Here is a 25,981-nt window from a genome sequence, read left to right as displayed (position 1 = left end):
GACCGCCGTGGCCTCAACCGTGAAGCTGGCGTCAACGTCAGAGTCCGCCGGCGGGGTCGCCTGGATCAGTTCGTCGAAGTCCGTCACACCGCCGTTCAGGGTCAGGGTCAGCACGTTGGTCCCGGCGCCGCCCACTCCGGCGATGTCGCCGCCCACCGCGGCCCCCAGCACCCAGCCCGCCGCCGCCGTCACCACAACCTGGGTCAGCTCGTCGCCCGCCGTGGTCGTGTCGGCACTGATCAAGACGTCCGTCTCGGTGTCTTCCTTGATGCACTCGTCCGGGGTCTGAACCACAAGGCCGACGGTCGGCACACCCATGGGCTCAGCCGCTTCTTCCGCTTCCTCCAGAAGCGTGATCTCGTCGACAGGGTCCGGGACACTGAAGGCGAGTTCGGTCCCGTCAATCACCCCCTGGGCGGCCAGCAGGTTGATAATGTTGCCGAGGGTGTCGGAATACTCCGTCGCGCCACCACCCTGCGCACCGCCGCCCGCGGCGGTTTCCAGGATGTTCCCGGGGTCATTGCCGAGTGCCAGAGCCTGATTGACCAGAAAGCCGGAATTGACCTGCAGCCCACCGACCTGAAAGACCGGGCCGGCATTCGCGCCTTGGGCCGAGACCAGGTTCTCGAAGACCAGACGGCTGTCGGGCGTACCGTTGCCATCGTCGTCGAAGCCGAGAACAAGGCTGTCGCCTTCGATAAGAACCCGCGCCGCGGCAGGGTTGAAGCCCAGAACCAGGGTCTGGCCCGGCACATAATCCGTAACAACCGACTGGCCCGCAGCAGGCCGATTCAGGACGACAGTGCTCTGCGCCTGCCCGATGGCCTCCTGGGCCTCACCGGCGACAAGTTCTTCATCGATGCGTTCGACACTGCTGGCCTGGATCTGATCGTTTTCACGCTGCAGATCGTCGGTCATTACCCATCTCCCAACTATACCAGTCGCCTAAGACACAGAGGCCCCGGGCAGGTCCCCAGGGCAGTCGCAATTAACTTCGCGCTATCCGCGCAACTATTGGATTGGATCGAGGGGAGTTTGTGGGAATGTTGTGAGAGATACAAGATGAAGGAACGCGAAAACCATAGATACTTGTATGAGTTCTCTGTGACAAATGGTTAACATAAGGAATTCACGATTAGTCACGACTTCTGAATTTTCTTGTTCGAATTCAAATGCTTATTCCAAGCTCCGCGCAAAGAGATTAACCATGTTGTGATAATTTGTGGTCAGGCACACGAAGAGGACGCACGCACGGTTGCAGCCTGACGGCCACCGCATCCCGAGCCCGAAGCCTCACTCCTGATCGCATATGCCGGAACGGCCATCTCCAGGCCACTGGCAACCCGCCCAACAGGCCAATGAAAAACCCCTGTGAGACAGGCTCACAGGGGTTCTCAAAGGTCCGGGACTTAGGCTCTCAGCGCGCCTTCGGTCCGAAATCTATGTCTGGCCGCCTCAGGTGTTCCCCGCGCAAAGGCGCGGGCCGCACGCTTTTGGCGGACCGGCCGTCCTCAGTTCAACTGAATGACCACGGCACGGTTGCCCTCTTCGCGCACACCGTCGCCGGTCGGGATCAGCAACTGGGTCTCGCCAACGCCACGGCCGCTGATTCGCGTCGGATCGACACCGCCGGACACCAACTCGTCGATGACCCGGTTGGCCCGCCGCTCGGAAAGCGTCTGGTTGTAGGCCACGGCGCCGGAGCTGTCGGCATGGCCGGTGATGTCGACGGAGCGGCCGGTGTTGGCCAGGGCCGCGCTCAGGGCCTCGGAAACGATGGTGCCGTTGCCCGGGGCGTAGCTGGTGCTGTCGAAGTCGAAGAGCACGATGAACTGGTCCGGCGCCGGGGTGCTGGCCACCGCAGCCGGCATCGCCGGCGGGCTCTCGTAGGCGATGTCGGTCAGCGCATAGTTGGCCTGGGATTCAACCGCGGCCATGGCGGACTCGAACTCGGCGCGGCAGGCCTCGGCATCGCCGGTGCGGCCGTCTTCCGTCGCCTCGATCCAGCAGTCGTACTTGACCTGAGCGAAAGACGCGTCGGCCGGAGCCAGATAGCGGGCGCCCATGTCAAAGCCACGGCGCAGCCTTTCCAGAGCGTCCTGGAAGGTCGCCGCCTGCTCGTCGCTCAACTCCCGATCCATCGGCGCATCCGGCAGAACGACGGAGTTCTTCGCCGCGGTGCGCGCCTTGTGATTGAAATGCTCGCCGTCGACGAAATCCCAATCCGCGTGCAACCAGGCATCAGAGCGCTCTTCGGAGAGCTCCTGATAGCCCGCCTGCAGACCCTGATTGAAGGCAATTCCGTTTGCTTCCAGATCCAGGCCGCTGCGCGTATCGAACACGCTACCAAACGGATGGTCCCAAAGTTCTGTGCCGGGAACATTGAACGGCGTAATCGCACTGGCCGGCGCGGCCATTGAAACGGCAGCGGCAAGGCCGGCGCACACGAGAAGTCCCTTCGCCCTCATATCGGCTTTCCCCTTCGATAAATCCCCCGCGACGGGCACCATGGTGGAACCACACGATACCCAACGGAATACATGATTAACACATAGAACAGCGGTATAGCCAGATTCTCTAGGCTGTGCAAGCAAAGCGCTGGCAAGAGCTTGACTTCCTTGCCCTTTGCGGCAACGCCGCAACACTAGCGGACAATTCCCCTAATGATTGATCAATACCAGATTTCTCTACCTCAAGAGGCAGACTACTCTTCGGCCTCCACCAGGCCCCGCCGAACCAGCCCGTCCAGCCGGGTCTTCGCCTGCCGGTCTCCCTGGGCCACCGCCAGACGGTACCACTTTGCCGCTTCGCGCGGGTCCGCGGCAACGCCCCGGCCCGTTTCGTAGAGCAACCCGAGATTATATTGGGCCTGGGGCAAGCCCTGGGAGGCCGCTGCCTGCCACCAGCGGGCCGCCTGCGCCGGGTCCCGGCCCACCCCCTCCCCGTTCATGTAGTAGAAGCCGAGATTGGACTGGGCCCGCGCCTCGCCTTGCTGTGCGGCCAATTCGGTCCAGCGAAAGGCCTCCTCGAGGTCGCGCCGCACCCCCTGGCCACGGTAATACCTCAGACCGAGGCTGGCCTGCGCCACCGGGTCGCCCGCTTCGGCGATGCGCCGCAGCCGGTCCAATTCGCTCTCGCCGGGCAGGGCCGCCTGCTGCTGGCCCAGGGGCGCCGGCGGCGGTTGGGGCGCGGCGGCATCTCTTTGACCCGCGACGGCTTGTGCCCGCGCGGCAGCGGCTTCCGCAGCGGTCTGCTCTGCCGCCGCTTTCTCTGCCGCGGCCTTCTCTGCCGCCTCCTTTGCCGCCGCGGCCTGGCGCTCCTCGGCCAGGCGGGCTTCCAGCTCCGCCCTGGGCCCGGCCGCGCTCTGAGCCAGTTCCGAGCGCTGCCCGTCCGAGAGATATCCGGTGACCTCGAGCCCCGCGACCCTCTGGAAGGTCTCGATCCCGGCCCGCGTGCCTGGCCCGAACTGCCCGTCGATCCCGCCCCGATAGTGGCCGAGGGCCCTCAGATCCCTTTGGATTTCCCGCTTTTCCTCTCGGGTCAGCTGGGCCTCCGCCGCCTTCAGCGCCGCCTCGCGCAGATCCACAGCGGAGGGTTCGGGAAGGGCAGCGACCTGCTCGCTCTCCTCCGGTGCGGCCTCCAGCTCGGCGGTTTCTTCGGCACCGGCGCCGGCTTGGTCTTCGGCAGGCAACGGCTCGGCCGCCTCGCTTTGCGATGCCGGCTCGTCCTCTCCTCGAGCGGTGGCCAGGGTGTCTGACGAGCCTGCTGCCTCAGGGGCGCCCGGTTCATCGGCGACCACCTCGGGGACCGGATCCGCGGTAGCCGTCTCCTCCACCGCCTCCGCCGCCACGGTTTCCGGCGGCGAGGCTGAGGCCTCTGCGGGCGGCTCAGGTTCCGCAACGGTCTCCGGGATCTGCTCGGGCGCTACAGGTTCCTCGGGCACATCGGCGTCGGCAGGAGCCGCCTGGGGCCCTTCATCCGCCGGCTGCGGAGACGCCGCCGCAACCTCGGGAGCCACTTCTTCATCTGGCTCCTCCAGGTCTTGCGGACCCTGGGGCTGTTCCGCCGCGACCGGCGCCACTGTCTCGGCGGCTATCTCCGACTCCGATGGCGACTCTGCCTCGACCTCCGGCCCAGAGTCAGCCTCAGCGTCCATCGGCAGATCGGCGCTGGCATCCGCCTCTGGCAACGGCGGCGTGGCGGCGGTCTCCGCAGGCGCTGGCGCCGGCGGTACCACGGGGTCCGCGGCACGCGGAGCCTCGGCCTGCGTCGCTTCGCCTTGCGGTTCTGGCGCTTGCGGCACCGGGACTTGCGGGGCCTCGGCCTGCGGCTCAACAGCCGGCTGTCCGCCCGGCCAGAGGAGGTAGCCGGCAGCTCCGGCGGCCGCCAGACCGACGGCCAGCGCCGGCCACAGCCAGGCCCGGCCGCGCTCACCGGTGGACGGCGTGGCCCGGGCCGCCACCTCGGCGGCCAGCGGGCCGGCGGGGTCCTGGCGCTGCGCCGCTTGTGCGGGCTCCTCCGCTGCAGCCGCCTGCGCCTCCAGACGGGCGTCGAGACCGATCACCTCGCGCATGGTCTGCGGGCGGTCCGCCGGATCGGGCTGCAGCATGGCCCCCAGCTCGGTTCTCAGGACCTCCGGCACCGAGCTGAAGTCGGGAACGCGCTTGCGTGCCTCGATCACCGACACCAGGGATTCGCTGATCTCGCCCATGTTGAGGGCCCGGCCGGTCCCCGCCGTCGCCAGCACCAGGCCCAGACTGTAGATGTCCGAGCGGGCATCGACCTGGCCCCCGTAAAGCCCGATCTGCTCCGGCGAGGCGTAGGCATAACGGCCGGCGAAATCGTCGCCGATGATCGTGGTCGCCGAGGAATCCGCCAGCTTGGCGATCCCGAAGTCGATGATTTTGGCCTGCGCAAGCTCGCCTTGGCCGAGGATGATGTTGTCCGGCGACATGTCGCGATGGATGACGCCCTTGTCGTGGGCGGCGGCCAGGCCGCGGGCCAGGCGGTCGCGCAGATCGCGCACCTCCTGCGGCGTGAGGATCCGGTCCTGCAGGTAGCTGCTCAGCGACGGCCCATCGACGAACTCCATGACCAGGTAGACCCGGCCCTCCTCGTCGCGCAGCACTCCGTCGTAGCCGACGATGGCGTCCTCGCGCACCGTGCGCAGAACCGAGGCCTCGCGGCGAAACAGCTCCATGATCTTTTCGTCGTTGGCCAGGTCCGGCCGCACGATCTTGATGGCGTGCTCGGTGCCGATTTCCGTGTGTGTGGTGCGGTAGACCTCTCCCATGCCGCCGCGGGCAAGCAGCGCGTCGACGCGGTAGGTGTAGCTGATCAGGGTGCCGACCTCGAAGATGCCGGGCCCGCCGGGATCGCGGGCACCGAAGGAGCCGCCGCCCGAGCGTGAACCGCCGCCGCCCTGCGGTCTGTCGCTCACGGCGCCACGCCCTGTGGCAGGCCGATCAGGACAACGGTGACGTTGTCGCTGCCGCCCTCTTCAAGCGCCCGCGCCACCAGCCGGTCGACCGCACGCTGGCCGGACGCGGTGTCGCTCATTCCCTCGGACAACACGCGGGCGATCTCCTCATCCTCCACCTCGGAGGTCAATCCGTCGCTGCAGAGCAACAGCCCCTCCCCGGGGTTCAGCGATCCGCTCACCCGGTCGGGCGCCGCAGCGGTGCCGTCCGGGCCGCCCAGAACCCGGGTAATGACGCTGCGGTGGGGATGGCTGCGGGCCTCCGCCTCGGTGATCAGCCCGGCATCGACCAGTTCCTGGACCCGCGAGTGATCGTGAGACAGGCGCTGCAGCCCGCCGGCCCAGAGGTAGGCCCGGGCATCGCCGACCCAGACCACGTCATAGGCACTGCCGGAGACGCGGGCGGCCACCACGGTCGAGCCCATGCCGCGCCGGCCCTCGCCGGCCCGCACCGCATCCAGGATCGAGCGGTTGGCTTCGGCGATGGCCGCCTCAAGGGGCGCACCCTCGGCCACTTCGCGGGCGACCACCTCGACCACGATGGCACTGGCTTTCTCCCCGGCTGCGGCGCCCCCCATGCCGTCGGCCACTATCCACAGGCCCAGGTCGTCGCGCAGGGCATAGCTGTCCTCGTTGTGGCGCCGGACCCGGCCCACGTCGCTTTGGTGCCCGAGCGTGGTGATCGCCGAGCCTCCATCGGCCGCCGCCAGCTCGTTTCCTCCCCTGTTCTGCGACATTCTTCCTAGGTTCCCAACGGCCGCCGGCTGCAAAGCGAAGCTGGACGTGCAGCGCCCGGCACCTCGGCGGTGCTGTCAGGGCAGATTGAAGCGGATCTCATCGTCGCCGGCCAGGTCCGGTTCGCGTCCCAGATAGATGCCGCCCTTGCCGACCAACTGCACCGTCTCCCGCTTCACATAGGCAATCTCACCGACATCGTTGCGTACGTACGTGCCGTTCGTACTGTGATCCTTCAGAAATACCTTGCCCCGAATGGCCTGGATCGTCGCGTGACGCCGCGAGGCATAGGAGCTGTCGACCATCAGGTCGCAGTCTTCCTGGCGCCCCATCACGAACTCTGCCATGGGCTCCTCCAGGCTGTAGGTCTGGCCCTTGTGCGCCAGGTCGAGGCGCAGTGTGTCGCTCTCCGCCTGCACCAGCGGTCCGCGGATGACCGTGGCGTTCTCGTCCTCGGTGATCACCTCGTAGATGGCAACCGGGTCTTTCTTGCCCTTCATGGCCGCTTTGTCGATCCATCGGGTGGAGCTGCGAAACGGCGGCGAAAGCCGGACCACGGTGTCTTCGGTCACCAGGATTTCGCCGGCCTTGGCCAGATCCGTGACCCGCGCCGCCACATTCACCGTATCGCCGTAGAAATCCCCGGAGTCTTCGATAACCGGCCCGAAGTGAAAGCCGGCGTGGATCGAGACCTGCGCGTCCTTGTGTGCGTCGCGCATCAGGGTCGCCGCGCGAAAGGCCTCGTCGGGCGTGGCAAAGACCGCCATCAAACCGTCGCCGGAAGTCTTGACCACCCGTCCGCCGGCAAGCCCGGCCTGGGCATCCAGCACCGTCAGGCATTCGGCGGTCAGGCGGTGCGCGGTCTCATCGCCATAGATCTCGTACAGCTTGGTGCTGCCGTCCATGTCGGCGAAAAGAACCGCAAGGTTCTGATCCTCCTTGTCAGGCTTGTCTGACGGTCCGTTACTCATGAACTACCCAATACCAATTGGCCCTGATAATGGCCTATTTCATGGGAGTGGATTTGCCCTTCGGGTAGGAGCGCCGCGCAGCGCGATGCGGGGCATCGGGCAAGCGGCGCGACGCCTCCGCAGGGCAAATCCACCCCACCATAGGTCGCCTTTTGGGTTCCGCTGGCCGCGTCGTGGGCCGTTTGTGGTGCATCCACACCACGGCACAACCCGCTCCTAACCAGCGGAACCCAAAAAGCGGTGAAATAGGTCATTATCAGGGCCAATTGGTATTAAGACCTTCACAGAAAATCAGCGACGGATCCCGGTCTGGCCGAACAGATCAGCGCCGGGAAGCCTTGTCGCAGGTGCACAATTGCCACTGGCGTGGCTCAGAAGCGGGCGAAAGCTACCAGCCGCCGCGCTCCAGCCATAAGGCCACATGGTCTAGACGGTCATGGCCCCAGAAGGCTTCCCCGTCAACAAGAATAAGGGGCGATCCAAAGACGCCTTTGGCGAGGGCCGCCTCCACTTCCGCGCGCAAGCGCTGCTTGATCGCCGGGTCCTTGAGGGCGGCGCCGAGCGCGGCCGCATCGACGCCCAGACCGGCACAGATCTCTACCACCGCCGACGCCGAATCGATGTCGCGGCCCGCGCCGAAGGCCTCGTGATACAGCGCCTTGGCCAGGGCGACGGCCTTGGTGCGGTCCTGATCGGCCATCCAATAGTAGGCACGCGCCGCGGCCACGGACATGAAGGGAAAGCCGGGAGGCAAGGCAAAGGGCACGCCGATCAGGCGGGCCGAGCGCTCCAGATCGTGGCGCGAATAGTCGCCCTTCATGGGAATGCCCAGCAGGGGCTGGCTGCCGGTTTCCCGGAACATCACCCCCAGCAGGATCGGGTGCCAGGCGACATCCCGCCCACAGCGCGCGCCGATTTCGTCGACCCGCTGAGCGGCCAGATAGCCGTAGGGACTGGAAAAATCGAAATAGAACTCAATCGGCGCTGCCATGACGACCGTATCCGCCTCGCTTTGTTGACGCTTGTCGGGAAAGGGCCCCGGGGAGGAAACGACCCCCGGGACCCATCGTTCAAGGCGGGATTATCGGTCAACACCGTCGCAACCGCCACCATCACAAGGGCGCGAAGTCAGATCGCCGCTCAGTCCAGAGCGATCTGGCGGGCGATGATCAGACGCTGGATGTCGGAGGTACCCTCGTAGATCTGGCAGACCCGGACATCGCGGTAGATACGCTCGACGGGATAGTCGGCCAGATAGCCGTAGCCGCCGTGGATCTGCAGGGCGTCGGAGCAGACCTCTTCGGCCATCTCGGAGGCCTGCAGCTTAGCCATGGCAGCTTCTTTCAGGCAGGGGCGCCCGGCGTCGCGCAGGGCCGCGGCGTGCAGCACCATCAACTCCGCGGCGTGAATCCGGGTGGCCATGTCGGCGAGGCGAAAGGCCACGGCCTGGTGGTCGATGATGGCGCTGCCGAAGGTCTCGCGGTCGCGAGCATAGGCAAGCGCCGCCTCGTAGGCCGCCCGCGCCATGCCGACGGACTGGGCGCCGATACCGATGCGCCCACCCTCGAGGTTGGAGAGGGCGATCTTGTAGCCCTCCCCCTCTTCGCCCAACAGCAGGTCGGGGGTGAGCCGGCAGTCCTCGAAGACGATCTGGCAGGTGTCGGAGGCCTTCTGGCCCAGCTTCTTCTCCACCGAGGCCACCTGATAGCCGGGGGTGTCGGTGGGCACGACGAAGGCGGAGATGCCGCGCTTGCCCTTGTCCGGATCGGTGACGGCGAAGACGATAGCGACGTCGGCGTTCTCGCCGGAAGTGATGAACTGCTTCACCCCGTTCATGACGTAGTGGTTGCCGTCGCGCTCGGCCCGGGTCTTGATCGCCGCGGCGTCGGAGCCGGCCTGCGGTTCGGTGAGGCAGAAGGCCCCCAGCATCTCGCCCCGTGCCATGGGCTTCAGGAAGCGTGCCTTCTGTTCGGCGGACCCGAACTTCAGGATCGGCATGCAGCCGACGGAGTTGTGCACCGACATGATGGTGGAGCAGGAGCCATCGCCGGCCGCCACCTCCATCAGCGCGAGAGCATAGGAAACATGGTCGGTGCCCGCCCCGTCCCAGTCCGGCGGCACCAGCATGCCCATGAAGCCCAACTCGCCCATGGCTGCGATGGCGTCCTTGGGAAAGCGCGCCTCGCGGTCCCAGGCCGCCGCCTGCGGCGCCAACTGCTCGCGGGCGAAGTCCCGCGCGGTGTCACGGATCAGGCTCTGCTCTTCGTTCAGAAGCATGGCTCGGCGGTGGGAACAGGGGCGGGGCGCACCAGGGCACTGCGGTCCAGGGGCCGGCCCGCAGGGTCGAAGGCAACCTTGAAGGTGAAGGCCCTCTCCGTCGGTCCCTTGCGGTCCAGCAGCGCCACCCGCCGCAAGCCCTCTTCGACGCTGGGCAGGTGCCCCGCCGGAACCCACCAGAGGGCCATGAAGGCGCCGGCGGGTTTCTCGAACCATTTGCGGCGCTGGGCCATCACCTTTGTGTGGTCGGTCTTGTAGACATAGGCGAAGAGGGATTCGAGGTCTTCCCAGACCGACACGTTGATGATGAAGTTGGGATCGTCGCTGACCTGAATGTCGGTGGCATTGCCGCTGTCGCTCTGCAGGCGCCAGACATAGCCCGGGCTGCGCTCGGCCAGGGCGTTGATCTCGTCCAGCCGTTCGACGAAGCCGGCGATCCGGGGATCGTCGAGGGGGGCGATGAGGCGCCCGACGTTGATCTGTGCCAGGTGGCAGGAGCCCTTCACCACGGCAGTTCCTCGCCGTCGAAGTTGAAGAAGCGTCCGTTGTCGGCGGTGGTCAGCCCGGCGATGACTTTGCGCATGCCGGCCACCGATTCCTGCACCGGGATGTCGGCGCTCTCGCCGCCCATGTCGGTCTGCACCCAGCCCGGGTGAAAGGAGACGACGGTGAAGCCCCTGGGGCCCAGGTCGACGGAGAGGCCCTTGGTGATCATGTTCAAGGCCGCCTTGGAGCTGCGGTAGATGTAGGAGCCGCCGCTGCTGTTGGAGGCGATGGAGCCCATGCGGCTGGAGATGTTGACGACGGTCTTGCCCTCGCCCTGTTCCAGCACGCCGACAAAGCGCTCAACCAGCCGCAGCGGCGCCAGGGTGTTGACCTGCAGGACCGAGGCCCATTCCTCGTAGTCGGTCTCGCCGAAGCCGGTGCGCGGGCCATAGGCGCCGGCATTGTTGATCAGCAGGTCCAGCGGTTCCTCCGCCAGACTGCGGGCCAGGCTCGCGACCTTCAGGCCGTCGGTCACATCCAGCCGGTGGCAGTTGACGTCACCCGACAGCGACTTGATGGCCTTGGCCTTTTCGATGTTGCGCGCGCAGGCATGCACGCGCCAGCCGTCGTCGGCAAAGGTCCGTACGAACTCCAGGCCAAGACCACGATTGGCACCGGTAACGAGGACTGTCGGCAAACTGTTCTCCCAAGAAACCCAAGAGCGCTGCGGGTCCGCCCTGGGGCGGGCCGCGGCGCCGAAATCAGATCAGGCGACCACCGGCTGTTCGGCACGCCGCGGCCGTGCCACCAGTTCGCCGCCGCAGTTGGGGCAGCGCCCCGCCATGGCGTCGCTGCAGGCCGGACAAAAGGTGCACTCGTAGCTGCAGATGAAGGCCTTCCCGTCCATTGCGAGACCGTTCTTGCAGCGCTCGCAGGCCGGTTTCATCGCCAGGGCCATCGCTCCCTCCTCCCCCGCTAGAGAACATCACTTGGCCGGATGAGACAACACCGTTGGGCTCGTGTATTATCGTCTTGGAGTATCAAGCCTCGGTAGAGCTACTCCCAATTCAGTATTCTTCTAGATCAAGATGAATACCATTCTCCTCGCAGATCGAGACAATTCTCAAGATCACCCTCTTTTGGAAGAGTTCCAGGAACGGAAGCAGAATAAAGGCAGCCTCCTTATTTCGGTCTGACTTTACATAGACTACGGGTGAGATGTAGCTATACCAATCTTCAAAATTTAGCCCCTGCCAAGAAGGCGCTTTGCCTATCAATAGCTTAAGTACCATTAGATTCCTGATTATCCGAAGATCCTTGTGATGAATGACCATGTTGAGAATGTCGAACGGGTCCTTTTCAGTTGCACCATGTTTCCCCTTTACCAAGACACCACGTGCTCGAAACAATCTCCGTGTCTGAGTGAGTTCGGCAAGCCGACGGGAGTGCAGGCCGAAGCTTGTCAGATCATCGATGGCCAGCTGTTCCTGCCTTTCATGAAAAGGTCCAAATGTACGCAGCGGCTCACAAGCAGAAAATGCTGCCAGCCTCGCGCCGTAACTTACAGTGTGATCGTAGGCTTGCTGAATTTGGGAGCGTGAAGATCCGTCGATCTGGAATGAACACTCAAATCCGAAATCCGCCTGCTTCATTTCCGAGAACACAGTTCTTTGGACAAAGGGGGACCCTACCTCACCCTAGATGAAGAGCTTTTCGGGTGAGCACTCCATGAACGCCCCCTTGGCTCGATGGCTTTACGATTTGTCTTTGGGGCGGGCACTACGCTTTTTTCCCAGATTAGAAATAAATGCTGCCATCGTCTCCGCCAAATCCACGTACTCCAAAGCTTGGCCTTCTCCTATATCGATATTGATGCTATGGGCAGCTTCGTTTCTGAGTCGCCTGAGTCGGTTGAACAGGCTGCCAGCGCCGGGGCCGATTCGCCCCTCACGCCGCATTGACGTGAAGACAGTACTTGGATCTCGTGGATCAATCTCCTGCCCCGTTCTGACTGCCAGCTGCCTAAGCTCGTCCTCAACGATCTTCCAGGCTTCCATGATGGCCGCCGGAGGATGTGCTGTCGCGAGCTCGACTGCTTTCTGAAATCTTGGAACCGGATCGAAAGTCACACCTCTCTGAAACTCCAGTTCCTCCGTTTCTTTTCTCGCTGACGCCAACTCTTTGCCGAACTGCAATTCCATGTCGCGAAAACGCACATGCCGCAACAGCGGAAGGAGCTCCAAAATAGGCCGACGGAAGACTAAGGCTACTATCACGACGGTGATCGGCCAGGCTAAAGCATCTATCGACCGCGAAAGAAAAGTTACCCAATCCATATGATGTTATACGAACTGTAACGCCCAAACTTCAACTAGTCCGAGCGGTACCTACCTGGTCTCGTTGAAGAGTTCGCGGCCGATCAGCATGCGGCGGATCTCGCTGGTCCCGGCGCCGATCTCGTAGAGCTTGGCATCGCGCAGCAGGCGGCCGGCGGGATAGTCGTTGATATAGCCGTTGCCGCCCAGGGTCTGGATGGTCTCCAGCGCCATCCAGGTGGCCTTCTCCGAGGCATGGAGGATGGCGGCGGCGGCGTCCTTGCGGGTCGTCTCGCCGCGGTCGCAGGCCTTGGCTACGGCGTAGACGTAGGCCTTGGCAGCATTCATCGTCGTGTACATGTCGGCGACCTTGCCCTGGATCAACTGGAACTCGCCGATCGACTGACCGAACTGCTTGCGTTCGTGGATGTAGGGGACGACCAGATCCATGCAGGACTGCATGATGCCGGTGGAGCCGGCGGCCAGCACCACCCGCTCGTAGTCGAGGCCCGACATCAGCACGTTGACGCCTTTGCCGACGGCACCGAGAACGTTCTCCTCCGGCACCTCGCAGTCCTCGAACACCAGCTCGCCGGTGGGCGAGCCGCGCATGCCCAGCTTGTCCAGCTTCTGGGCGACGGAAAAGCCCTTGAAGTCCTTCTCCACCAGGAACGCGCTGATGCCGCGCGGCCCGGCGTCCGGGTCGGTCTTGGCATAGATCACCAGGGTATCGGCCTCGGTGCAGTTGGTGATCCACATCTTGCTGCCGTTCAGGACGTAGCGGTCGCCCTTCTTGTCGGCGCGGGTGCGCATGCCGACCACGTCCGAGCCGGCGCCCGGTTCGCTCATGGCCAGCGCGCCCACGTGTTCGCCGGAGATCAGCTTGGGCAGATAGCGCTGCTTCTGTTCGGGCGAACCGTTGCGGCGGATCTGATTGACGCAGAGATTGGAATGGGCGCCGTAGCTGAGGCCGACGCTGGCCGAGGCGCGGCTCACCTCCTCCATGGCCACGCAGTGTTCCAGATAGCCCATGCCGGCGCCGCCGTATTCCTCCTCCACCGTCATGCCGTGCAGGCCCAGCGCCCCCATCTTCGGCCAGAGCTGGCGGGGGAAGCTGTCCGTCCGGTCGATCTCCTCGGCCAGCGGCGCGATCTCCTCGGAGGCGAAGCTCATCACCGTGTCGCGCAGCATGTCGGCGGTCTCGCCCAGATCGAAATTCAGGCTGGGGATCTGATTGGGAGTCATCGTCGGAGTCGTCTTCTGGTTGGGCCCAAGCCGGGCACTCTAGGCCGCGCGGGCGGCACCTGCCAGCGCTAATGGCCCAGGCTTGATTGGGGACGTGAAGCAGGCGCGGGATGGGACATTCGGGGTAGCGGGTGGCGCATCGGTGCCGGCCCGTACCGCCCGCAGGAGCGTCGCGCTATACTGGCGGCCAAGGGAGCACCACTGTCACAGCGCCACTGAGACCAAAGACCGGGCGCCGCGTGGAGGGGATCATGCCGACCTCGCCAGAAGACGAGCTTTCAAAGGCCGGAGGCAGTGATACAGACCTGACCCCGGCCCTGAATACAGCCTCTCAGCTCTTCGGATTCAACCCGCGAGACCGGCGCGCGTATCAAGCCGGCGTCGAAAGCCTGCAGAAGGCGCTGATCGGTGAGGGCTTCGAGCTCATTCCTGACGGCAACCTAGGACCGCAGACGCTGGAGTTCCTAGAGCGCAGTACCCTGTTCCAGGATCCCCGCGCCATGAAGGGCGAAAGCGGCGCGTTCAGCCTAAAGGGGAGCGATGCAAAGACGTCGGCGCCGCAACAGACACCGAGCCGGACCGAGCAGTTGCGCAGCGGAGACGTATCGGTGGGCGCCATGCGCCGGCATGCGCAAGAAACCGAGCAGGCGGCGGAGGATCTCGAAGACGAACCGGGTACGACCTACAAGGAAGGCGAAGAAGACCACGCCCCATCAGACCGCGGCCGCGGAGGAGAGAAAACCGAGGTCTCCACGGCGCGCCCGGTCGCGCTCAGCGATTCCGCGGTGGAGAATATCGAGGACGACCGCCTCGGCTTTCGGCCCTATATCGAGGCCGTCTCCGACTTCATTCTCGCTGCGCAGACCCGCCCACCACTTGCCCTTGCTATCAATGCGCGCTGGGGCCAGGGCAAGACCTCGTTCATGCGCATGCTCGACGGACTGCTAGAGCGTGAGGCTCGAAAGACCAACACGCGGATTGCCACGACTTGGTTCAATCCCTGGATGTACAGTGAGCCGGAGCAGGTCTGGGCCGCCTTCATCGCAAAGGTGGCACGCTGCATCCGTGACCACTTGACAGCCCGGCAGGACTGGACATTCCGAATCAAGCGCCTGAAGACCAAACTGCACCGGCACGCAGACCTCTTCTTCTGGCTGCGGGCAATCATCGCGGCGGTCTTCCTTTCGCTTGTCGCGAGCCTGATCCTCATGGATTGGGCGCTGATCCGCGACGCCCTTTTGAGCGAGCAGAAGCTGCTCAAGGCATTCTACACTGCGGCTACCAGCGACGGCTCCGGCTACCTCTGGTACGTGCCGGCGGCTCTCATCCTTGTGCTGTCTGTTCTTCTTGCCTATGTCACCCTGGCCAACAAACTTGGCCTCAATCTGCTGGAATACGTCGAGAAGACGGATTTCAAGGACAAGATCGGCACGCTCTCCCAGTTCGAGCACGAGATGCTCAAGCTCAGAGAGTCGGTTCCGGACGATCTGAAGGTCGTGGTCTTCATCGACGATCTGGACCGCTGCAAGGCAAGGGTGCTGGGCGAGGTCATCGAGGCGCTGCAACTCGCCGAAGTTTCCCATACCTGCATCTTCGTCATGGGCATGGACATGGGCATTGTTGCGCATTCCATCGAGTCGGCACGGCCTGAACTGGCGCAATCAGTGGGCGTTGCAAATCGCATGGAACACGGCAGCGGCTACAAGTTCCTGGAAAAGATCATCCAGGCGCGATTGACGCTGCCCCCACACAGCAGAGCAGAAATGGAGAGCCTCGTCACGGCGGCCATGGACAAGGATCGGGTCCCGGCCGAGCAAAAGGTTTCGCAGCCCGGAAGGCAACCCGGCAAGCGACAGGATCGACCGGAGGCCTCCGCGCCCGGGCCGACGCAGGGCCCCGCATCCGGATTCCTTCGCCGCGTCCGCAAGAGCATCGGACTCGCGGTTCAGGGCAATCGCAAAACTCCGAGTGACTCAGAGACTGTTGTCGCTACGGCGAAGGCCTACGGCAGCCGGCATTTCGACAACCCGCGCCGCCTCAAGCGATTCATCAACGGCTTTCGTCTACAGACCTATCTGAACGCTACCGTACGCCCCGGGGCGGCGCCGGTCGAGCGCCTCGCCCGCTTCCTGGTGCTGGCGGAAAAGTGGCCCGCTCTCGTCGAGTACCTGCTCAAGGAACGGCAAGGTGCGGAGTTTCTGAGCCAAACGCATTTCGAAGACGAAGACACGGCCAACACCGATCCCACTATGGCGGAGCAGGTCAAGCGCCTGACGCCTGACGAGTTGACAAAGCTCGAAGAACTGCTGAAAGGACGCAGAGGTGCGGATCCAATCACCTACAAGGCCCTGAACGAACTCTCCGAATGGTACGGCTTCCGCCACTACCGCGACATCGAGTCGAAAACCTAGGATGCTTTGATAGGCTCTCTCACCCCGCCGTCGGCATGTCGGCGCGTCCCTGCAAGCACATCAGGGTCTGCACCATATGGGCGCAGACCCGCTGCTCCCCGTTCTTCACCGCCGACACCTCGGCCTCGGTCACCGTCAAGGTGCGGCCCGGCTTGAGGACCCGGCCGACGGCGCGCAGCAACTCGCCGTCGGCGGGCGCCAGAAGGTTGACCTTGAACTCGACGGTCAGCACGGAGGAACCCGCCGGAAACAGGCTGAAACCGGCGTAGCCGCCGGCGGAATCGGCGATGGTGCTGGTGACGCCGGCGTGGAAAAAGCCGTGCTGCTGGCAGAGGTCCTCGCGGAACGGCAGCGCGATTTCCACCTCCCCGGGATCGACCCGCACCAGACGCGCCCCGATCAGCGCCATGATGCTCTGCCGGCCGAAGCTGTCGGACACCTTTTCGGCAAAGTTCTCGTCCTTGGGCTGGAACGCGGGCATGGCGGGGCGTCTCCTTTGGCGCGGCCTTCGGGCGCGGATCGAGTCCGGGATCGCCCGTACCATAGCCGCCGCAAGCGGCTTGCGAAGCCCCCCTTGCAATCGCATAGTGACGGTGCGCATGGGCAGGATGCCCAGGCGGTGCTCATAGGTATGCGCGGACCACAGGACATGACCGATCACAGACGGCTCCTCGGGGTTTCCCTTGCCCTGGCTGTGCTGGCGCTGACCGCGGCCTGCGAAACCGCGGCCGAGCGCGCGGCCCGCGAGGAGCGCGAAGCCTACATCGAGTCGCTGGACCTGGATAAGCTCAAGGAAGGCCTGGAGACGGTCAATCCCGACCCCTACGACCCGAAAACGGCGAAACCGCTGAGGCGGCAGAAACAGAATTAGCAGGCTGTTGAAAGAGCCAGTTTGATGATTGACCTCGTGCTTCGAGACGGCCGCTGCGCGACCTCCTCAGCATGAGGTCAATCAATCCAACGTTTTGCCCTCACCCTGAGGAGCGGTTCGCAGAACCGCGTCTCGAAGGGTGGTGTGCTCCGTATAGACATTCTTCAACAACCTGCCCGCCCCGAGGCACGGTCCCTAAAGCAGAAAGAACGTCGCCAGGCCGAGGAAGGCGAAGAAGCCGATCACGTCGGTAACCGTGGTCAGCACCACGCTGGAGGCGACGGCCGGGTCCACCCCAACCTTCTCCAGGCCGATGGGCACCAGGGCACCGGAGAGCGCGGCCACTACGAGATTGATCACCATGGCCGCCGCGATGACGCCGCCGATCAGGGGCGCGTCGAACCAGAGCCAGGCGAGAATGCCGGCGAGCAGCGCGAACATCAGGCCGTTGGCCACCCCCACCAACAGTTCCCGGCCGACGAAGCGCCAGGCATTGCCGGCACTGAGATCGCGCATGGCCAAAGCCCGCACCGCCACCGTCAGGGTCTGGGTGCCGGCATTGCCGCCCATGGAGGCGACGATGGGCATCAGCACCGCCAGGGCGACGATCCGCTCGATGGTGTCTTCGAAGACCGCGATCACCACCGAGGCCGCCACCGCGGTGAAGAGATTGATCAGCAGCCAGGAGAAGCGCGAGCGCGTGGTGTCGAGCACCGCGCTGTAGAGGTCGGCCTCCTGCACGCCGGCCAGCTTCAGCAGGTCCTCCTCGGCCTCCTCGTCGATGACGTGGACCACGTCGTCGACGGTGACGACACCGACCAGCCGCCCTGCCGTGTCCACCACCGGCGCCGACACCAGGCCGTATTGCCGGAACAGATAGGCGACCTCTTCCTGGTCCATCTCGATGGGCACCACCCGCATGTCGTCGCTCATGATGTCGACCAGCGGGATCGGCCGGCGGGTCCGCATGGCGCGGCTCAGCGGCACGAAACCGATGGGCTGGTGCTTGGGGTCGACGATGTAGAGGTCGTAGAAGTCGTCCGGCAGGTCCTTGGAGGCGCGCATGTAGTCGATGGTCTGGCCGACGGTCCAGGTCGAGGGCACCGCCAGCACCTCGCGCTGCATGATGCGCCCGGCGGAGTCCTCCGGGAAGCTGAGGCTTTCCTCGAGGACCAGCCGGTCGGCCCGCGGCAGGGCCTCCAGGATCTCCCGCTGCGCCTCTTCATCGAGGTCCTCGAAGATGTCGACGGCATCGTCGCTGTCCATGTCGGAGAGCGAGTCGGCGAGCTGGCGCGGCTCCAGCGCCTCGATGATCTCCTCTCTCAGGGAAGTATCGAGATAGGTGAGGACTTCGAGGTCGAAGTCGTCGCCGAGAATCCGGATCAGCCGCGGCCGGTCGTCGCGGTCCAGGTTCTCCAGCAGGTCGGCGAGATCGGCTTCGTGCAGGTCAGCGGCAATGCGCTGCGCCTCGGCCTCGTCGTTCGCCTCCAAGGCCTCGGAGACCGCCCGTACCAGTTCGCCGGAAATGGCGTAGCTCTCGGGCTGGACCTCCGGGAGCCAGGGATCGCTGTCGTCGCGTTCGGGCGGTGTCTTCGCCATGGGGCGGGCCTATTCGTTGGTGGCGCGATCCTGCGCGTCGGCCACGGCGATCGCGCTCATGTTGACAATGCCGCGGGCGGTCACCGAGGGGGTGAGGATGTGGGCCGGGGCAGCGGTGCCGATCAGGATCGGGCCCACCGACAGCCCCTCGCCCAGGATCTTGATCATGTTGAAGGCGATGTTCGCGGCATCCAGCGTCGGCATGACCAGCAGGTTCGCCGCCCCCTTCAGCTTGGAATTGGGGAAGATCTTCTCCCGGATGCTCTCCGACAGGGCCGCGTCGGCATGCATCTCACCCTCCACCTCCAGCTCCGGATGCTGGCTGTGCAGGATCGCCATGGCATCGCGCATCTTGCAGGGCGAGGGCGTGTTGCGGGATCCGAAGTTCGAATAGGACAGCAGCGCGACCTTCGGCTGTAACCCGAAGCGGCGGATGTGATGCGAGGCGAGGACCGTCATCTCCGCCAGTTCCTCCGCCGAAGGATCGGTGGTGACATGGGTGTCGACGATGAAGTGGGAACCGCTGGAAAGAATCACCAGGCTGAGCGCCGAGAAGTCCCGCGTGCCCTCGGCCTTGCCGAGAACGTCGCCGACGTGTTCCAGGTTGCGCTTGTAGCGCCCCGAGGTGCCGCAAAGCATGGCGTCGGCATCGCCCAGCTTCACCGCCAGGGCGGCGATCACGGTGTTGCGGGTGCGCACGATTTCCTGGGCCGCTTCCGGCGAGATACCCTTGCGCTGCATCAGCTCGTGATAGGTCGTCCAGTAGGTGCGAAAGCGCGGGTCGTCCTGCGGGTTGATCAGGTCGATGTCGTCGCCCGGCTTGATCCTGAGGCCGAGGCGCCGGGCGCGCACCGAAACCACCTCCGGCCGGCCCACCAGGATCGGCTGGGCGAGGCCCTCGTCGACCACCACCTGCACGGCGCGCAGCACCCGCTCGTCCTCGCCCTCGGCATAGATCACCCGTTTGGGATCTTCCTTCGCGCGCTGGAAGATCGGCTTCATGATCATGCCGGAGCGGAAGACGAAACGCTCGAGGTTCTGGCAATAGGCCGGATAGTCAGTGATCGGCCGCGTCGCCACACCGCTGTCCATCGCCGCTTTCGCCACGGCCGGCGCGATCTCCAGGATCAGGCGCGGGTCGAAGGGGCTGGGGATCAGGTAGTCCGGCCCGAAGCTGCGCCCCTCGCCGCCGGTCGCCTTGGCGACGATCTCGCTCTGCTCCTTCATGGCCAGATCGGCGATGGCCTTCACACAGGCCAGCTTCATCTCCTCGTTGATGGTGGTCGCGCCGACGTCGAGAGCGCCCCGGAAGATGTAAGGGAAGCAAAGGACGTTGTTGACCTGGTTGGGATAGTCGGAGCGCCCGGTGGCGATGATCGCGTCGGGCCGCGCCTCCTTGGCCTCCTCCGGCATGATCTCCGGGGTCGGATTGGCCAGCGCCATGATGATCGGCTTATCGGCCATGCGCTTAACCATCTCCGGCTTCAGGACACCGGGCGCGGAAAGCCCCATAAAGACGTCGGCATCGTCGATCACCTCGCCCAGGCTGCGGGCATCGGTGGGCTGGGCGTAGATGGCCTTCCACTGGTCCATCTGCTCCTCGCGGCCCTCATAGACCACGCCCAGAATGTCGGTAACCCAGATGTTCTCACGCTTCACACCCAGGGAGACCAGCTGGTTGAGGCAGGCCAGCGCCGCCGCCCCGGCGCCCGAGGTGACCAGCTTGACATCGCCGATCTCCTTGCCGACCAAGCGCAGACCGTTGTAGATCGCCGCGGCGACGATGATGGCGGTGCCGTGCTGATCGTCGTGGAACACCGGGATGTTCATGCGCTCGCGCAGAGCGGCTTCGATGACGAAGCACTCCGGCGCCTTGATGTCTTCCAGATTGATGCCGCCGAAGGTCGGCTCCAGCGCGGCCACCACGTCGACGAAGCGCTCCGGGTCCAGGGCGTCCAGCTCGATGTCAAAGACGTCGATGCCGGCGAACTTCTTGAAGAGCACCGCCTTGCCCTCCATCACCGGCTTGGAGGCCAGCGGGCCGATGGCCCCAAGGCCAAGCACCGCCGTACCGTTGGTCACGACGGCAACCAGATTGCCCCGCGCGGTGTAGGAAGAGGCCGTCGCCGCGTCCTCGGCAATGGCTTCGCAGGCGGCCGCCACGCCCGGCGAGTAAGCCAGCGCCAAGTCGCGCTGCGTGCCCAAAGGTTTGGTGGCCGAGATCTCCAGTTTGCCCGGCCGCGGTTCACGATGATAGGCAAGGGCCGCTTCGCGAAGGTCCTGTGCCATGCCGTCCCCCATTTTGTGATTTCTTCTTGTTGTGCGCCTTGTTTTCGGCAGTGACGCCAAGCGACGCTCAGAAGATGACCGCCGCCGCGCCGGAGCGCAAGTGCCTAAGGCCGGGCCGCCGGGCGGCGAAAGCGATGGAATTTCCGGGGCCAGCGGCTATGGTCTGAACCCATGGATGCCCCGGCAGCAGACGCGGTAATGCGGCCCGCCCCCGCCCTCTTGGAGTGGCGGATCGAGCCCGGCCTGACCGGCTACCGCGAAGCGGTCGCGGCCATGGAACGGCGGGTGGCGGCAATCCGCGACGGCGGCGCGCCGGAGCTGATCTGGCTGGTGGAGCATCCGCCGCTCTATACCGCCGGCACCTCGGCGCGGGCAGAGGACCTGCTGCAGCCGGACCGCTTTCCGGTGTTCAAGACCGGACGCGGCGGCGAGTACACCTATCACGGCCCCGGCCAGCGGGTGGTCTATGTCCTGCTGGACCTGAAGCGCAGAGGCCCCGACCTGCGCCGCTACGTCCACGATCTGGAGGACTGGATCATCCGCAGCCTCGCGCGGTTCTCAGTGACCGGCGAACGGCGCGACGGCCGCGTCGGGATCTGGGTGGAACGCAGCGAGGGGGCGCCCGGGCACCGCGAGGACAAGATCGCCGCCATCGGCGTGCGCGTGCGCCGCTGGGTCACCTATCATGGGCTGGCCATCAACGTCGAACCGGATCTGGCACACTTCGACGGCATCGTGCCCTGCGGCATCGCGGAGCACGGTGTCACCTCCCTGGTCGACCTGGGCCTGCCGGTCGGCCTGGCGGATATCGACGCCGCACTCCGCAGCACCTTCGAGGAGGTCTTCGGACCTGCCCGGATCGTCGAGGGTTAGAAGCTCAGCCCGCTGAACACCAGCACCGCCTGAACGGCGAAGCCCACCAGCAGGGACCCGATGAGGGCTACCGCCAGGTACCAGACGAAGACCGCGCGCCGCACCAGGGCATAGACCGCCATGGCCGCCGGCAGGGAGGTCACGCCCCCGGCGATGAGGAAGGTGAAGGCGGCTCCCGGCGCCATGCCCATGGCCATCAGTTCGCCGATGAGCGGAATGGCGGCAAAGCCGTTGAGATAAGCCGGCACGCCGACCACCACCGCCAGGGGGATCGCCTGCCAGCCCTCGCCGCCCAGGGTGCCGGCCACGAACTCGGCCGGGACCCAGGCCACCATCAGGCTCTCAAGGGCGAAGGCCAGCAGCAGCCACTTGCTGAGGAACAGGGTTGTCGCGCGGGCCTCGGTGAAGAAAGCCTGGCGCCTCGGCGCCTCCTGCCAGAAGGCCCAGCGCAGGGAGCCGCTGGGGAGGGCGGGGCTGCCGCAGCCGCCACAGCCCTGCGCCGCCTTCAGGGGTTCGGCGAAGAAGCCGACGCGCTGCAGGGCCAGGGTGGCGCCGCCGGCTACCAGGCCAAGGCTCATGGCGGCCACGGTCTTGGTCACCGTGAAGGGCAGCCCCAGGGTGGCGGCCATGAGAACGAACTGCTCGGGGTCCATCAGCGGCGAGGCGACGCAGAAGGCCAGCACCGGCGCCAGGGGCACCCCGGCCAGCAGCAGGGCCGCCATCAGCGGCACCACCCCGCAGGAGCAGAAAGGCGACAGGGCGCCAGCCACAGCCGCGATCAGGATGGCCGTTCCCGCCGAGCGGCTGGCCACGCCGGCAATCACCCCGTCGGCCCCCACCGCTTTCAGGCTGGCGGCCAGAACCACGGAGAGCAGCAGATAGGGCAGAAGCCAGAAGAAGGCGTCCAGCATGAAGACCAGGCTCTCGAAAGCCTGGGGCGGAACCGCCAGCGCGAGACCGGCGAAGAGCAGCACAAGGGCAAGCCAAACGCGATCGAGGCGGCCGATGAAACCGCCGGCGCCAACTGCAGCGCCCGACACGGCAGAAACGAGGCTGGTCATCCCATCTGTCCTTCCATTTTTTGCTTCGACCCTTCCGGGATATTCGAATCATTCGATCAAAAAAAGAGACGCGCTGCAGCCCGGTGGTCAGCCCGCCTCGCGGTCCCGGTCGCCGGCCGCCGGCTTTTCCACCAGCATGCAGCACTCCGCTGTGAGGAAGTCGATCAAGCCGTCCATCAGGGCGAAATCCGGACGGCAGATGAGCTGGCGTCCCTGGCGCTCCTGCGCCACCAGCCCGACGTTCACCAGGTGGGCGATGTGGTGGGACAGGGTCGAGGCGGGCACGCCCAGATGGTCCTGGACCTCCCCCACCGACAGACCCTCGTCCCCCGCACGCACCAGATGGCGGAACACCTCCAGGCGCAGCGGATGGCCGAGTTTCTCCAGGCAGCGGGCGGCTTGATTGACGTTCATGCGGGAAGCCTAGCGCAGATCTCTGGAAAGCTCAACGATATTTCCGGAATTATCGAAATGAAAATCAGGAAGCTTTGAGCGTCATATCGACGAACGTGAACGATCGTCTTCAAGCCGTTGGTTTGACTGAAAATCCACTGGCGATGGGTGCGTCGTGCTCGCTTTGCTCGACGGCCCTCACCACGGCCCGTTCCGGGCCTTGCCAACAGGCCTCCAGCATGGCCTCGACATCCGCCGCCTCACCGGAAAAGACCGCCTCGACGCTGCCGTCATGGCGATTGCGCACCCAGCCGTCGAGGCCGCGGGCGCGGGCCTCGGCCTCGGTCCAGGCGCGAAACCAAACGCCCTGTACCCGTCCGCAGATGACCACCCGCACCGCCCTGCTCACGACCGCTCCTTTGCCGCCCCCACGTCCTGCGCCATGGCAGGATAGAGGGCGCCAAAGGCGATGACCACCGCACGGCGGGCGCGCTCCTCCCAGAGGTCGCGGCGCATCCACTGGTCCTCAACGGTGAAGGCGGCCTTGCTGGGGTTCTCGTGCACCAGGCGGTTGCGCAGCGCGCGCAGCCACTTCCAGTCGGCCTCGCTGACGCCTTCCGGGCGCGCCGCGCGGCGGCTGCCCTGGGCTTCGGCTATGGCGTAGGCCAGGATCACCGCCGCCGCCCAGGCACCGGCACAGAACACCGCCTGAAGATCGATCATCAGGGCACAGGCCTGTTCGCTGGGCGCGCCCACGCCGGCAGTTGAGAACCGCGCCTCCTGGTCCTCGAACCAGGCGCGGCGGTCGTCCCAAGTCAGATCGGAGGGGCGTTCGAGCTGGTCCATGGGACCACGCCGCCCTCAGTCGAATTCGAGGATCGCCTGATCCACAGCCAGGCTCTCGCCGGGGCCCGCATGGAGCTTCGCCACCCGGCCGTCGCGTTCGGCGCGCAGGATGTTCTCCATCTTCATCGCCTCGACCACCGCCAGTTCCTCGCCGGCCTTCACCGTCTGCCCTTCCTCCACCGCAAGGGAGATCAGCAGGCCCGGCATCGGCGACAGCAGGAAGCGGGAGAGATCCGGCGGCTCCTTCTCCGGCATGCGCGCCGCCAGCTTGGCGGCCAGCGGGGTGAGGACCAGCGCCTCGACGACGGCGCCGGCATAGCTGAGGCGCAAAGCCGGCCCGCGGCGGTCGACCTGGACCGTGACCGGCGTGCCGTCGATGAAACAGGGCAGCAGCAGGTCGCCGGGCCGCCCCTCGGTTTCGATCAGCAGGGGCGCGGCCCCCCCGGTGACCCGGTAGGCTCCGTCCGAAGGGGTGACGGTGCGCGGATGGGCGTCCCGGCCCAGCATCACCACCCAGTCCGAGGGGCGCTCGGGATCGAAATCCAGTGACCCGTCCATCTGCCCCGAGATGGAGGCCGCCTGCGCCGCCCGGCGCGACTGCAGGATGGCCGCGACGGCGACGAGGATGTCCAGGGTCTGCTCGGTGATCTCCGATCCCGTGAAGCCGTCGGGATATTCCTCGGCGATGAAGTTGGTCGTCAGATCCCCGGACCGGAACCGCGGATTGGTCATCACCGAGGCCAGGAAGGCGACGTTGTGGTTGATCCCGCGGATGCAATAGGCATCCAGCGCCGCCAGCATGGTTTCGATGGCACTGTTCCGGTCGGACCCGTGGGTCACCAGCTTGGCGATCATGGGGTCGTAGAACATGGAGATCTCCGAGCCTTCCTCCACGCCGGTGTCGACCCGCACCGTGGCGGCCCCGCCCTCCGGCGCCGGCGGCTCGCGGTAGCGCACCAGCCGGCCGATGGACGGCATGAAGTCGCGCAAGGGGTCCTCGGCATAGACGCGGGTTTCCATGGCCCAGCCGTCCAGCGTCACATCGTCCTGGCCGAAGCCGAGCTTCTCGCCGGCGGCGATCCGGATCATCCACTCCACCAGATCGAGGCCCGTGATCAACTCGGTCACGGGATGTTCGACCTGAATTCGTGTATTCATTTCAAGAAAATAGAAGTTCTTATTCTTATCGACTATGAATTCCACGGTCCCCGCGGAGCGGTAGTCCACCGCCTCCGCCAGGGCCACCGCCTCGGCGCCCATGGCCGCGCGCGTCTCGGCATCAAGGAAGGGCGAGGGCGCCTCCTCCACCACCTTCTGGTGGCGACGCTGGATCGAGCATTCGCGCTCGCCCAGGTGCAGGGTGTTGCCGTGAGCGTCGGCCAGCACCTGGATCTCGATGTGGCGCGGCTGCTCGATGAACTTCTCGATGAAGACCCGTTCGTCGCCGAAACTGGAGCGGGCTTCGTTGCGGGCCGAGCGCAGCCCCTCGCGCACCTCCGCTTCCGAGGCCGCGATGCGCATGCCCTTGCCGCCGCCGCCGGCCGAGGCCTTGATCATCACCGGATAGCCGATTGCGCCCGCCACCTTGATGGCCTCCGCCTCGTCGGCGATGGCATCGGGGTGGCCGGGCACGGTGCTGACCTTGGCCTCCAGCGCCAGCTTTTTGGAGGTGATCTTGTCACCCATGGCGCTGATCGCCTTCACCGGCGGGCCGATGAAGACCAGGCCCGCGCCCTCCAGTGCCTCGACGAAACCGGCGTTCTCCGACAGGAAGCCGAAGCCCGGATGGACCGCCTCGGCGCCGCTTTCCTTAGCGGCGGCGATGATCTTGTCCATCACGAGATAGCTTTCCGCCGCGGCCGCCGGGCCGATGGCTATGGCCTCGTCGGCCTGGCGTACATGCAGGGCATCGGCATCCGCCTCCGAGTAGACGGCAACGGTGCCGATTCCCAGACGCTTGCATGTCTTGATGATGCGGCAGGCGATCTCGCCGCGATTGGCAATGAGGATCTTCTTGAACATCCGCCCCTATCGCGGCGGGCCCCCTTGCCAGACCCGCCGACACCCTGTCGTTTCGTTGTCTCAGTGTCTCAAGATGTGTACTTGCTTTGACGCTTATATTGCAATGCG

24 protein-coding genes are annotated in these 25,981 nt (G+C 65.4%); 3 read left to right on the top strand and 21 right to left on the bottom strand.

Annotation, left to right across the window (positions count from 1 at the left end; all coding sequences use genetic code 11):
* The 13 genes from Q0996_RS05925 to Q0996_RS05865 all read right to left on the bottom strand — a co-directional run.
* The coding region (locus Q0996_RS05925; RefSeq protein WP_299616879.1) for a hypothetical protein at positions 1-918 on the bottom strand (918 nt) is incomplete at its 3' end.
* Between the two features lie 593 nt (positions 919-1,511).
* Positions 1,512-2,342 (bottom strand): OmpA family protein, encoded by an 831-nt coding sequence (locus tag Q0996_RS05920; protein ID WP_299616878.1) that lies wholly within the window; start codon positions 2,340-2,342, stop codon positions 1,512-1,514.
* 362 nt (positions 2,343-2,704) lie between these two features.
* Positions 2,705-5,440 carry a protein kinase gene (locus Q0996_RS05915; protein WP_299616877.1) on the bottom strand — a complete coding sequence of 912 codons (2,736 nt, stop codon included), beginning with the start codon at positions 5,438-5,440 and terminating at the stop codon, positions 2,705-2,707.
* Complete coding sequence (locus Q0996_RS05910; RefSeq protein WP_299616876.1) at positions 5,437-6,216, bottom strand: PP2C family serine/threonine-protein phosphatase; 780 nt, start codon at positions 6,214-6,216, stop codon at positions 5,437-5,439. Before Q0996_RS05910 ends, Q0996_RS05915 begins: the two co-directional genes overlap by 4 nt.
* Positions 6,217-6,291: 75 nt before the next feature.
* Positions 6,292-7,185, bottom strand: a complete 894-nt coding sequence (locus Q0996_RS05905) for an adenylate/guanylate cyclase domain-containing protein (protein ID WP_299616875.1) — start codon at positions 7,183-7,185, stop codon at positions 6,292-6,294.
* A 388-nt stretch (positions 7,186-7,573) separates the two neighbouring features.
* On the bottom strand, positions 7,574-8,176 hold the full coding sequence (locus Q0996_RS05900; protein ID WP_299616873.1) for a 2-hydroxychromene-2-carboxylate isomerase: 603 nt from the start codon (positions 8,174-8,176) through the stop codon (positions 7,574-7,576).
* A 149-nt stretch (positions 8,177-8,325) separates the two neighbouring features.
* On the bottom strand, positions 8,326-9,462 hold the full coding sequence (locus Q0996_RS05895) for an acyl-CoA dehydrogenase family protein (RefSeq protein WP_299616872.1): 1,137 nt from the start codon (positions 9,460-9,462) through the stop codon (positions 8,326-8,328).
* Complete coding sequence (locus Q0996_RS05890) at positions 9,453-9,971, bottom strand: DUF3291 domain-containing protein (protein ID WP_299616870.1); 519 nt, start codon at positions 9,969-9,971, stop codon at positions 9,453-9,455. Before Q0996_RS05890 ends, Q0996_RS05895 begins: the two co-directional genes overlap by 10 nt.
* On the bottom strand, positions 9,965-10,645 hold the full coding sequence (locus Q0996_RS05885) for an SDR family oxidoreductase (protein WP_299616869.1): 681 nt from the start codon (positions 10,643-10,645) through the stop codon (positions 9,965-9,967). The genes Q0996_RS05890 and Q0996_RS05885 overlap by 7 nt, the downstream gene beginning before the upstream one ends.
* A gap of 69 nt (positions 10,646-10,714) precedes the next feature.
* Positions 10,715-10,906, bottom strand: a complete 192-nt coding sequence (locus Q0996_RS05880) for a DUF1272 domain-containing protein (RefSeq protein ID WP_299616867.1) — start codon at positions 10,904-10,906, stop codon at positions 10,715-10,717.
* A 109-nt stretch (positions 10,907-11,015) separates the two neighbouring features.
* Positions 11,016-11,600: a hypothetical protein gene (locus Q0996_RS05875; protein WP_299616865.1), complete on the bottom strand. Its 585-nt coding sequence runs from the start codon at positions 11,598-11,600 to the stop codon at positions 11,016-11,018.
* A 102-nt stretch (positions 11,601-11,702) separates the two neighbouring features.
* A complete protein-coding gene (locus tag Q0996_RS05870; protein WP_299616863.1) occupies positions 11,703-12,284 on the bottom strand; it encodes a hypothetical protein in 582 nt (193 codons plus the stop codon).
* Between the two features lie 51 nt (positions 12,285-12,335).
* Complete coding sequence (locus tag Q0996_RS05865) at positions 12,336-13,508, bottom strand: isovaleryl-CoA dehydrogenase (RefSeq protein WP_299616861.1); 1,173 nt, start codon at positions 13,506-13,508, stop codon at positions 12,336-12,338.
* Positions 13,509-13,759: 251 nt separating this feature from the next.
* Between Q0996_RS05865 and Q0996_RS05860 the strand changes: the two genes are divergently transcribed.
* A complete protein-coding gene (locus Q0996_RS05860; protein ID WP_299616859.1) occupies positions 13,760-15,919 on the top strand; it encodes a P-loop NTPase fold protein in 2,160 nt (719 codons plus the stop codon).
* A 19-nt stretch (positions 15,920-15,938) separates the two neighbouring features.
* Here Q0996_RS05860 and Q0996_RS05855 read toward each other — a convergent pair whose 3' ends face one another.
* Positions 15,939-16,400, bottom strand: coding sequence for a PaaI family thioesterase (locus Q0996_RS05855; protein ID WP_299616857.1), 462 nt, complete (start codon positions 16,398-16,400; stop codon positions 15,939-15,941).
* Positions 16,401-16,568: 168 nt separating this feature from the next.
* On the opposite strand from Q0996_RS05855, the gene Q0996_RS05850 reads away from it, so the two are divergent.
* Positions 16,569-16,790 (top strand): hypothetical protein, encoded by a 222-nt coding sequence (locus Q0996_RS05850; RefSeq protein WP_299616856.1) that lies wholly within the window; start codon positions 16,569-16,571, stop codon positions 16,788-16,790.
* A 195-nt stretch (positions 16,791-16,985) separates the two neighbouring features.
* On the opposite strand, the gene mgtE is transcribed toward Q0996_RS05850, so the two are convergent.
* Together mgtE and Q0996_RS05840 are read right to left on the bottom strand one after the other, a co-directional pair.
* A complete protein-coding gene (gene mgtE, locus Q0996_RS05845; RefSeq protein WP_299616855.1) occupies positions 16,986-18,389 on the bottom strand; it encodes a magnesium transporter in 1,404 nt (467 codons plus the stop codon).
* 9 nt (positions 18,390-18,398) lie between these two features.
* The gene (locus Q0996_RS05840; protein ID WP_299616854.1) at positions 18,399-20,678 is read right to left on the bottom strand and encodes an NADP-dependent malic enzyme; all 2,280 of its coding nucleotides are present in this window, start codon (positions 20,676-20,678) and stop codon (positions 18,399-18,401) included.
* Positions 20,679-20,876: 198 nt separating this feature from the next.
* Here Q0996_RS05840 and lipB point away from each other — a divergent pair, with 198 nt between their 5' ends.
* Positions 20,877-21,551 carry a lipoyl(octanoyl) transferase LipB gene (lipB, locus tag Q0996_RS05835; RefSeq protein WP_299616852.1) on the top strand — a complete coding sequence of 225 codons (675 nt, stop codon included), beginning with the start codon at positions 20,877-20,879 and terminating at the stop codon, positions 21,549-21,551.
* Here lipB and Q0996_RS05830 read toward each other — a convergent pair.
* The 5 genes from Q0996_RS05830 to Q0996_RS05810 all read right to left on the bottom strand — a co-directional run bounded on the left by Q0996_RS05830 (position 21,548) and on the right by Q0996_RS05810 (position 25,873).
* Positions 21,548-22,612, bottom strand: a complete 1,065-nt coding sequence (locus tag Q0996_RS05830) for a permease (RefSeq protein ID WP_299616850.1) — start codon at positions 22,610-22,612, stop codon at positions 21,548-21,550. The genes lipB and Q0996_RS05830 overlap by 4 nt on opposite strands.
* 87 nt (positions 22,613-22,699) lie before the next feature.
* Positions 22,700-23,026, bottom strand: a complete 327-nt coding sequence (locus tag Q0996_RS05825; protein ID WP_299616848.1) for a helix-turn-helix transcriptional regulator — start codon at positions 23,024-23,026, stop codon at positions 22,700-22,702.
* A 109-nt stretch (positions 23,027-23,135) separates the two neighbouring features.
* Positions 23,136-23,414 (bottom strand): acylphosphatase, encoded by a 279-nt coding sequence (locus Q0996_RS05820; protein WP_299616846.1) that lies wholly within the window; start codon positions 23,412-23,414, stop codon positions 23,136-23,138.
* Positions 23,411-23,851 (bottom strand): hypothetical protein, encoded by a 441-nt coding sequence (locus Q0996_RS05815; protein WP_299616844.1) that lies wholly within the window; start codon positions 23,849-23,851, stop codon positions 23,411-23,413. The genes Q0996_RS05820 and Q0996_RS05815 overlap by 4 nt, the downstream gene beginning before the upstream one ends.
* Positions 23,852-23,866: 15 nt before the next feature.
* Complete coding sequence (locus Q0996_RS05810) at positions 23,867-25,873, bottom strand: acetyl/propionyl/methylcrotonyl-CoA carboxylase subunit alpha (RefSeq protein WP_299616842.1); 2,007 nt, start codon at positions 25,871-25,873, stop codon at positions 23,867-23,869.
* Between the last annotated feature and the right edge of the window lie 108 nt (positions 25,874-25,981).

It is taken from the genome of Pelagibius sp., from assembly GCF_028289705.1.
In the GTDB taxonomy this organism is placed as follows: Bacteria; Pseudomonadota; Alphaproteobacteria; order Kiloniellales; family Kiloniellaceae; genus Pelagibius.
This window is presented reverse-complemented; position numbering and strand designations above follow the sequence as displayed.

Bases quoted from the DNA above. Each gene is read 5' to 3' on its own strand.
- Q0996_RS05895 (WP_299616872.1), bottom strand. From the start codon at position 9,462: ATGCTTCTGAACGAAGAGCAGAGCCTGATCCGTGACACCGCGCGGGAC.
- mgtE (WP_299616855.1), bottom strand. From the start codon at position 18,389: ATGGCGAAGACACCGCCCGAACGCGACGACAGCGATCCCTGGCTCCCG.
- Q0996_RS05865 (WP_299616861.1), bottom strand. From the start codon at position 13,508: ATGACTCCCAATCAGATCCCCAGCCTGAATTTCGATCTGGGCGAGACC.
- Q0996_RS05870 (WP_299616863.1), bottom strand. From the start codon at position 12,284: ATGGATTGGGTAACTTTTCTTTCGCGGTCGATAGATGCTTTAGCCTGG.
- lipB (WP_299616852.1), top strand. From the start codon at position 20,877: ATGCGGCCCGCCCCCGCCCTCTTGGAGTGGCGGATCGAGCCCGGCCTG.
- Q0996_RS05850 (WP_299616856.1), top strand. From the start codon at position 16,569: ATGACCGATCACAGACGGCTCCTCGGGGTTTCCCTTGCCCTGGCTGTG.
- Q0996_RS05860 (WP_299616859.1), top strand. From the start codon at position 13,760: ATGCCGACCTCGCCAGAAGACGAGCTTTCAAAGGCCGGAGGCAGTGAT.
- Q0996_RS05830 (WP_299616850.1), bottom strand. From the start codon at position 22,612: ATGACCAGCCTCGTTTCTGCCGTGTCGGGCGCTGCAGTTGGCGCCGGC.
- Q0996_RS05825 (WP_299616848.1), bottom strand. From the start codon at position 23,026: ATGAACGTCAATCAAGCCGCCCGCTGCCTGGAGAAACTCGGCCATCCG.
- Q0996_RS05910 (WP_299616876.1), bottom strand. From the start codon at position 6,216: ATGTCGCAGAACAGGGGAGGAAACGAGCTGGCGGCGGCCGATGGAGGC.
- Q0996_RS05900 (WP_299616873.1), bottom strand. From the start codon at position 8,176: ATGGCAGCGCCGATTGAGTTCTATTTCGATTTTTCCAGTCCCTACGGC.
- Q0996_RS05905 (WP_299616875.1), bottom strand. From the start codon at position 7,185: ATGAGTAACGGACCGTCAGACAAGCCTGACAAGGAGGATCAGAACCTT.
- Q0996_RS05880 (WP_299616867.1), bottom strand. From the start codon at position 10,906: ATGGCCCTGGCGATGAAACCGGCCTGCGAGCGCTGCAAGAACGGTCTC.
- Q0996_RS05840 (WP_299616854.1), bottom strand. From the start codon at position 20,678: ATGGCACAGGACCTTCGCGAAGCGGCCCTTGCCTATCATCGTGAACCG.
- Q0996_RS05815 (WP_299616844.1), bottom strand. From the start codon at position 23,851: ATGGACCAGCTCGAACGCCCCTCCGATCTGACTTGGGACGACCGCCGC.
- Q0996_RS05855 (WP_299616857.1), bottom strand. From the start codon at position 16,400: ATGCCCGCGTTCCAGCCCAAGGACGAGAACTTTGCCGAAAAGGTGTCC.
- Q0996_RS05810 (WP_299616842.1), bottom strand. From the start codon at position 25,873: ATGTTCAAGAAGATCCTCATTGCCAATCGCGGCGAGATCGCCTGCCGC.
- Q0996_RS05875 (WP_299616865.1), bottom strand. From the start codon at position 11,600: ATGAAGCAGGCGGATTTCGGATTTGAGTGTTCATTCCAGATCGACGGA.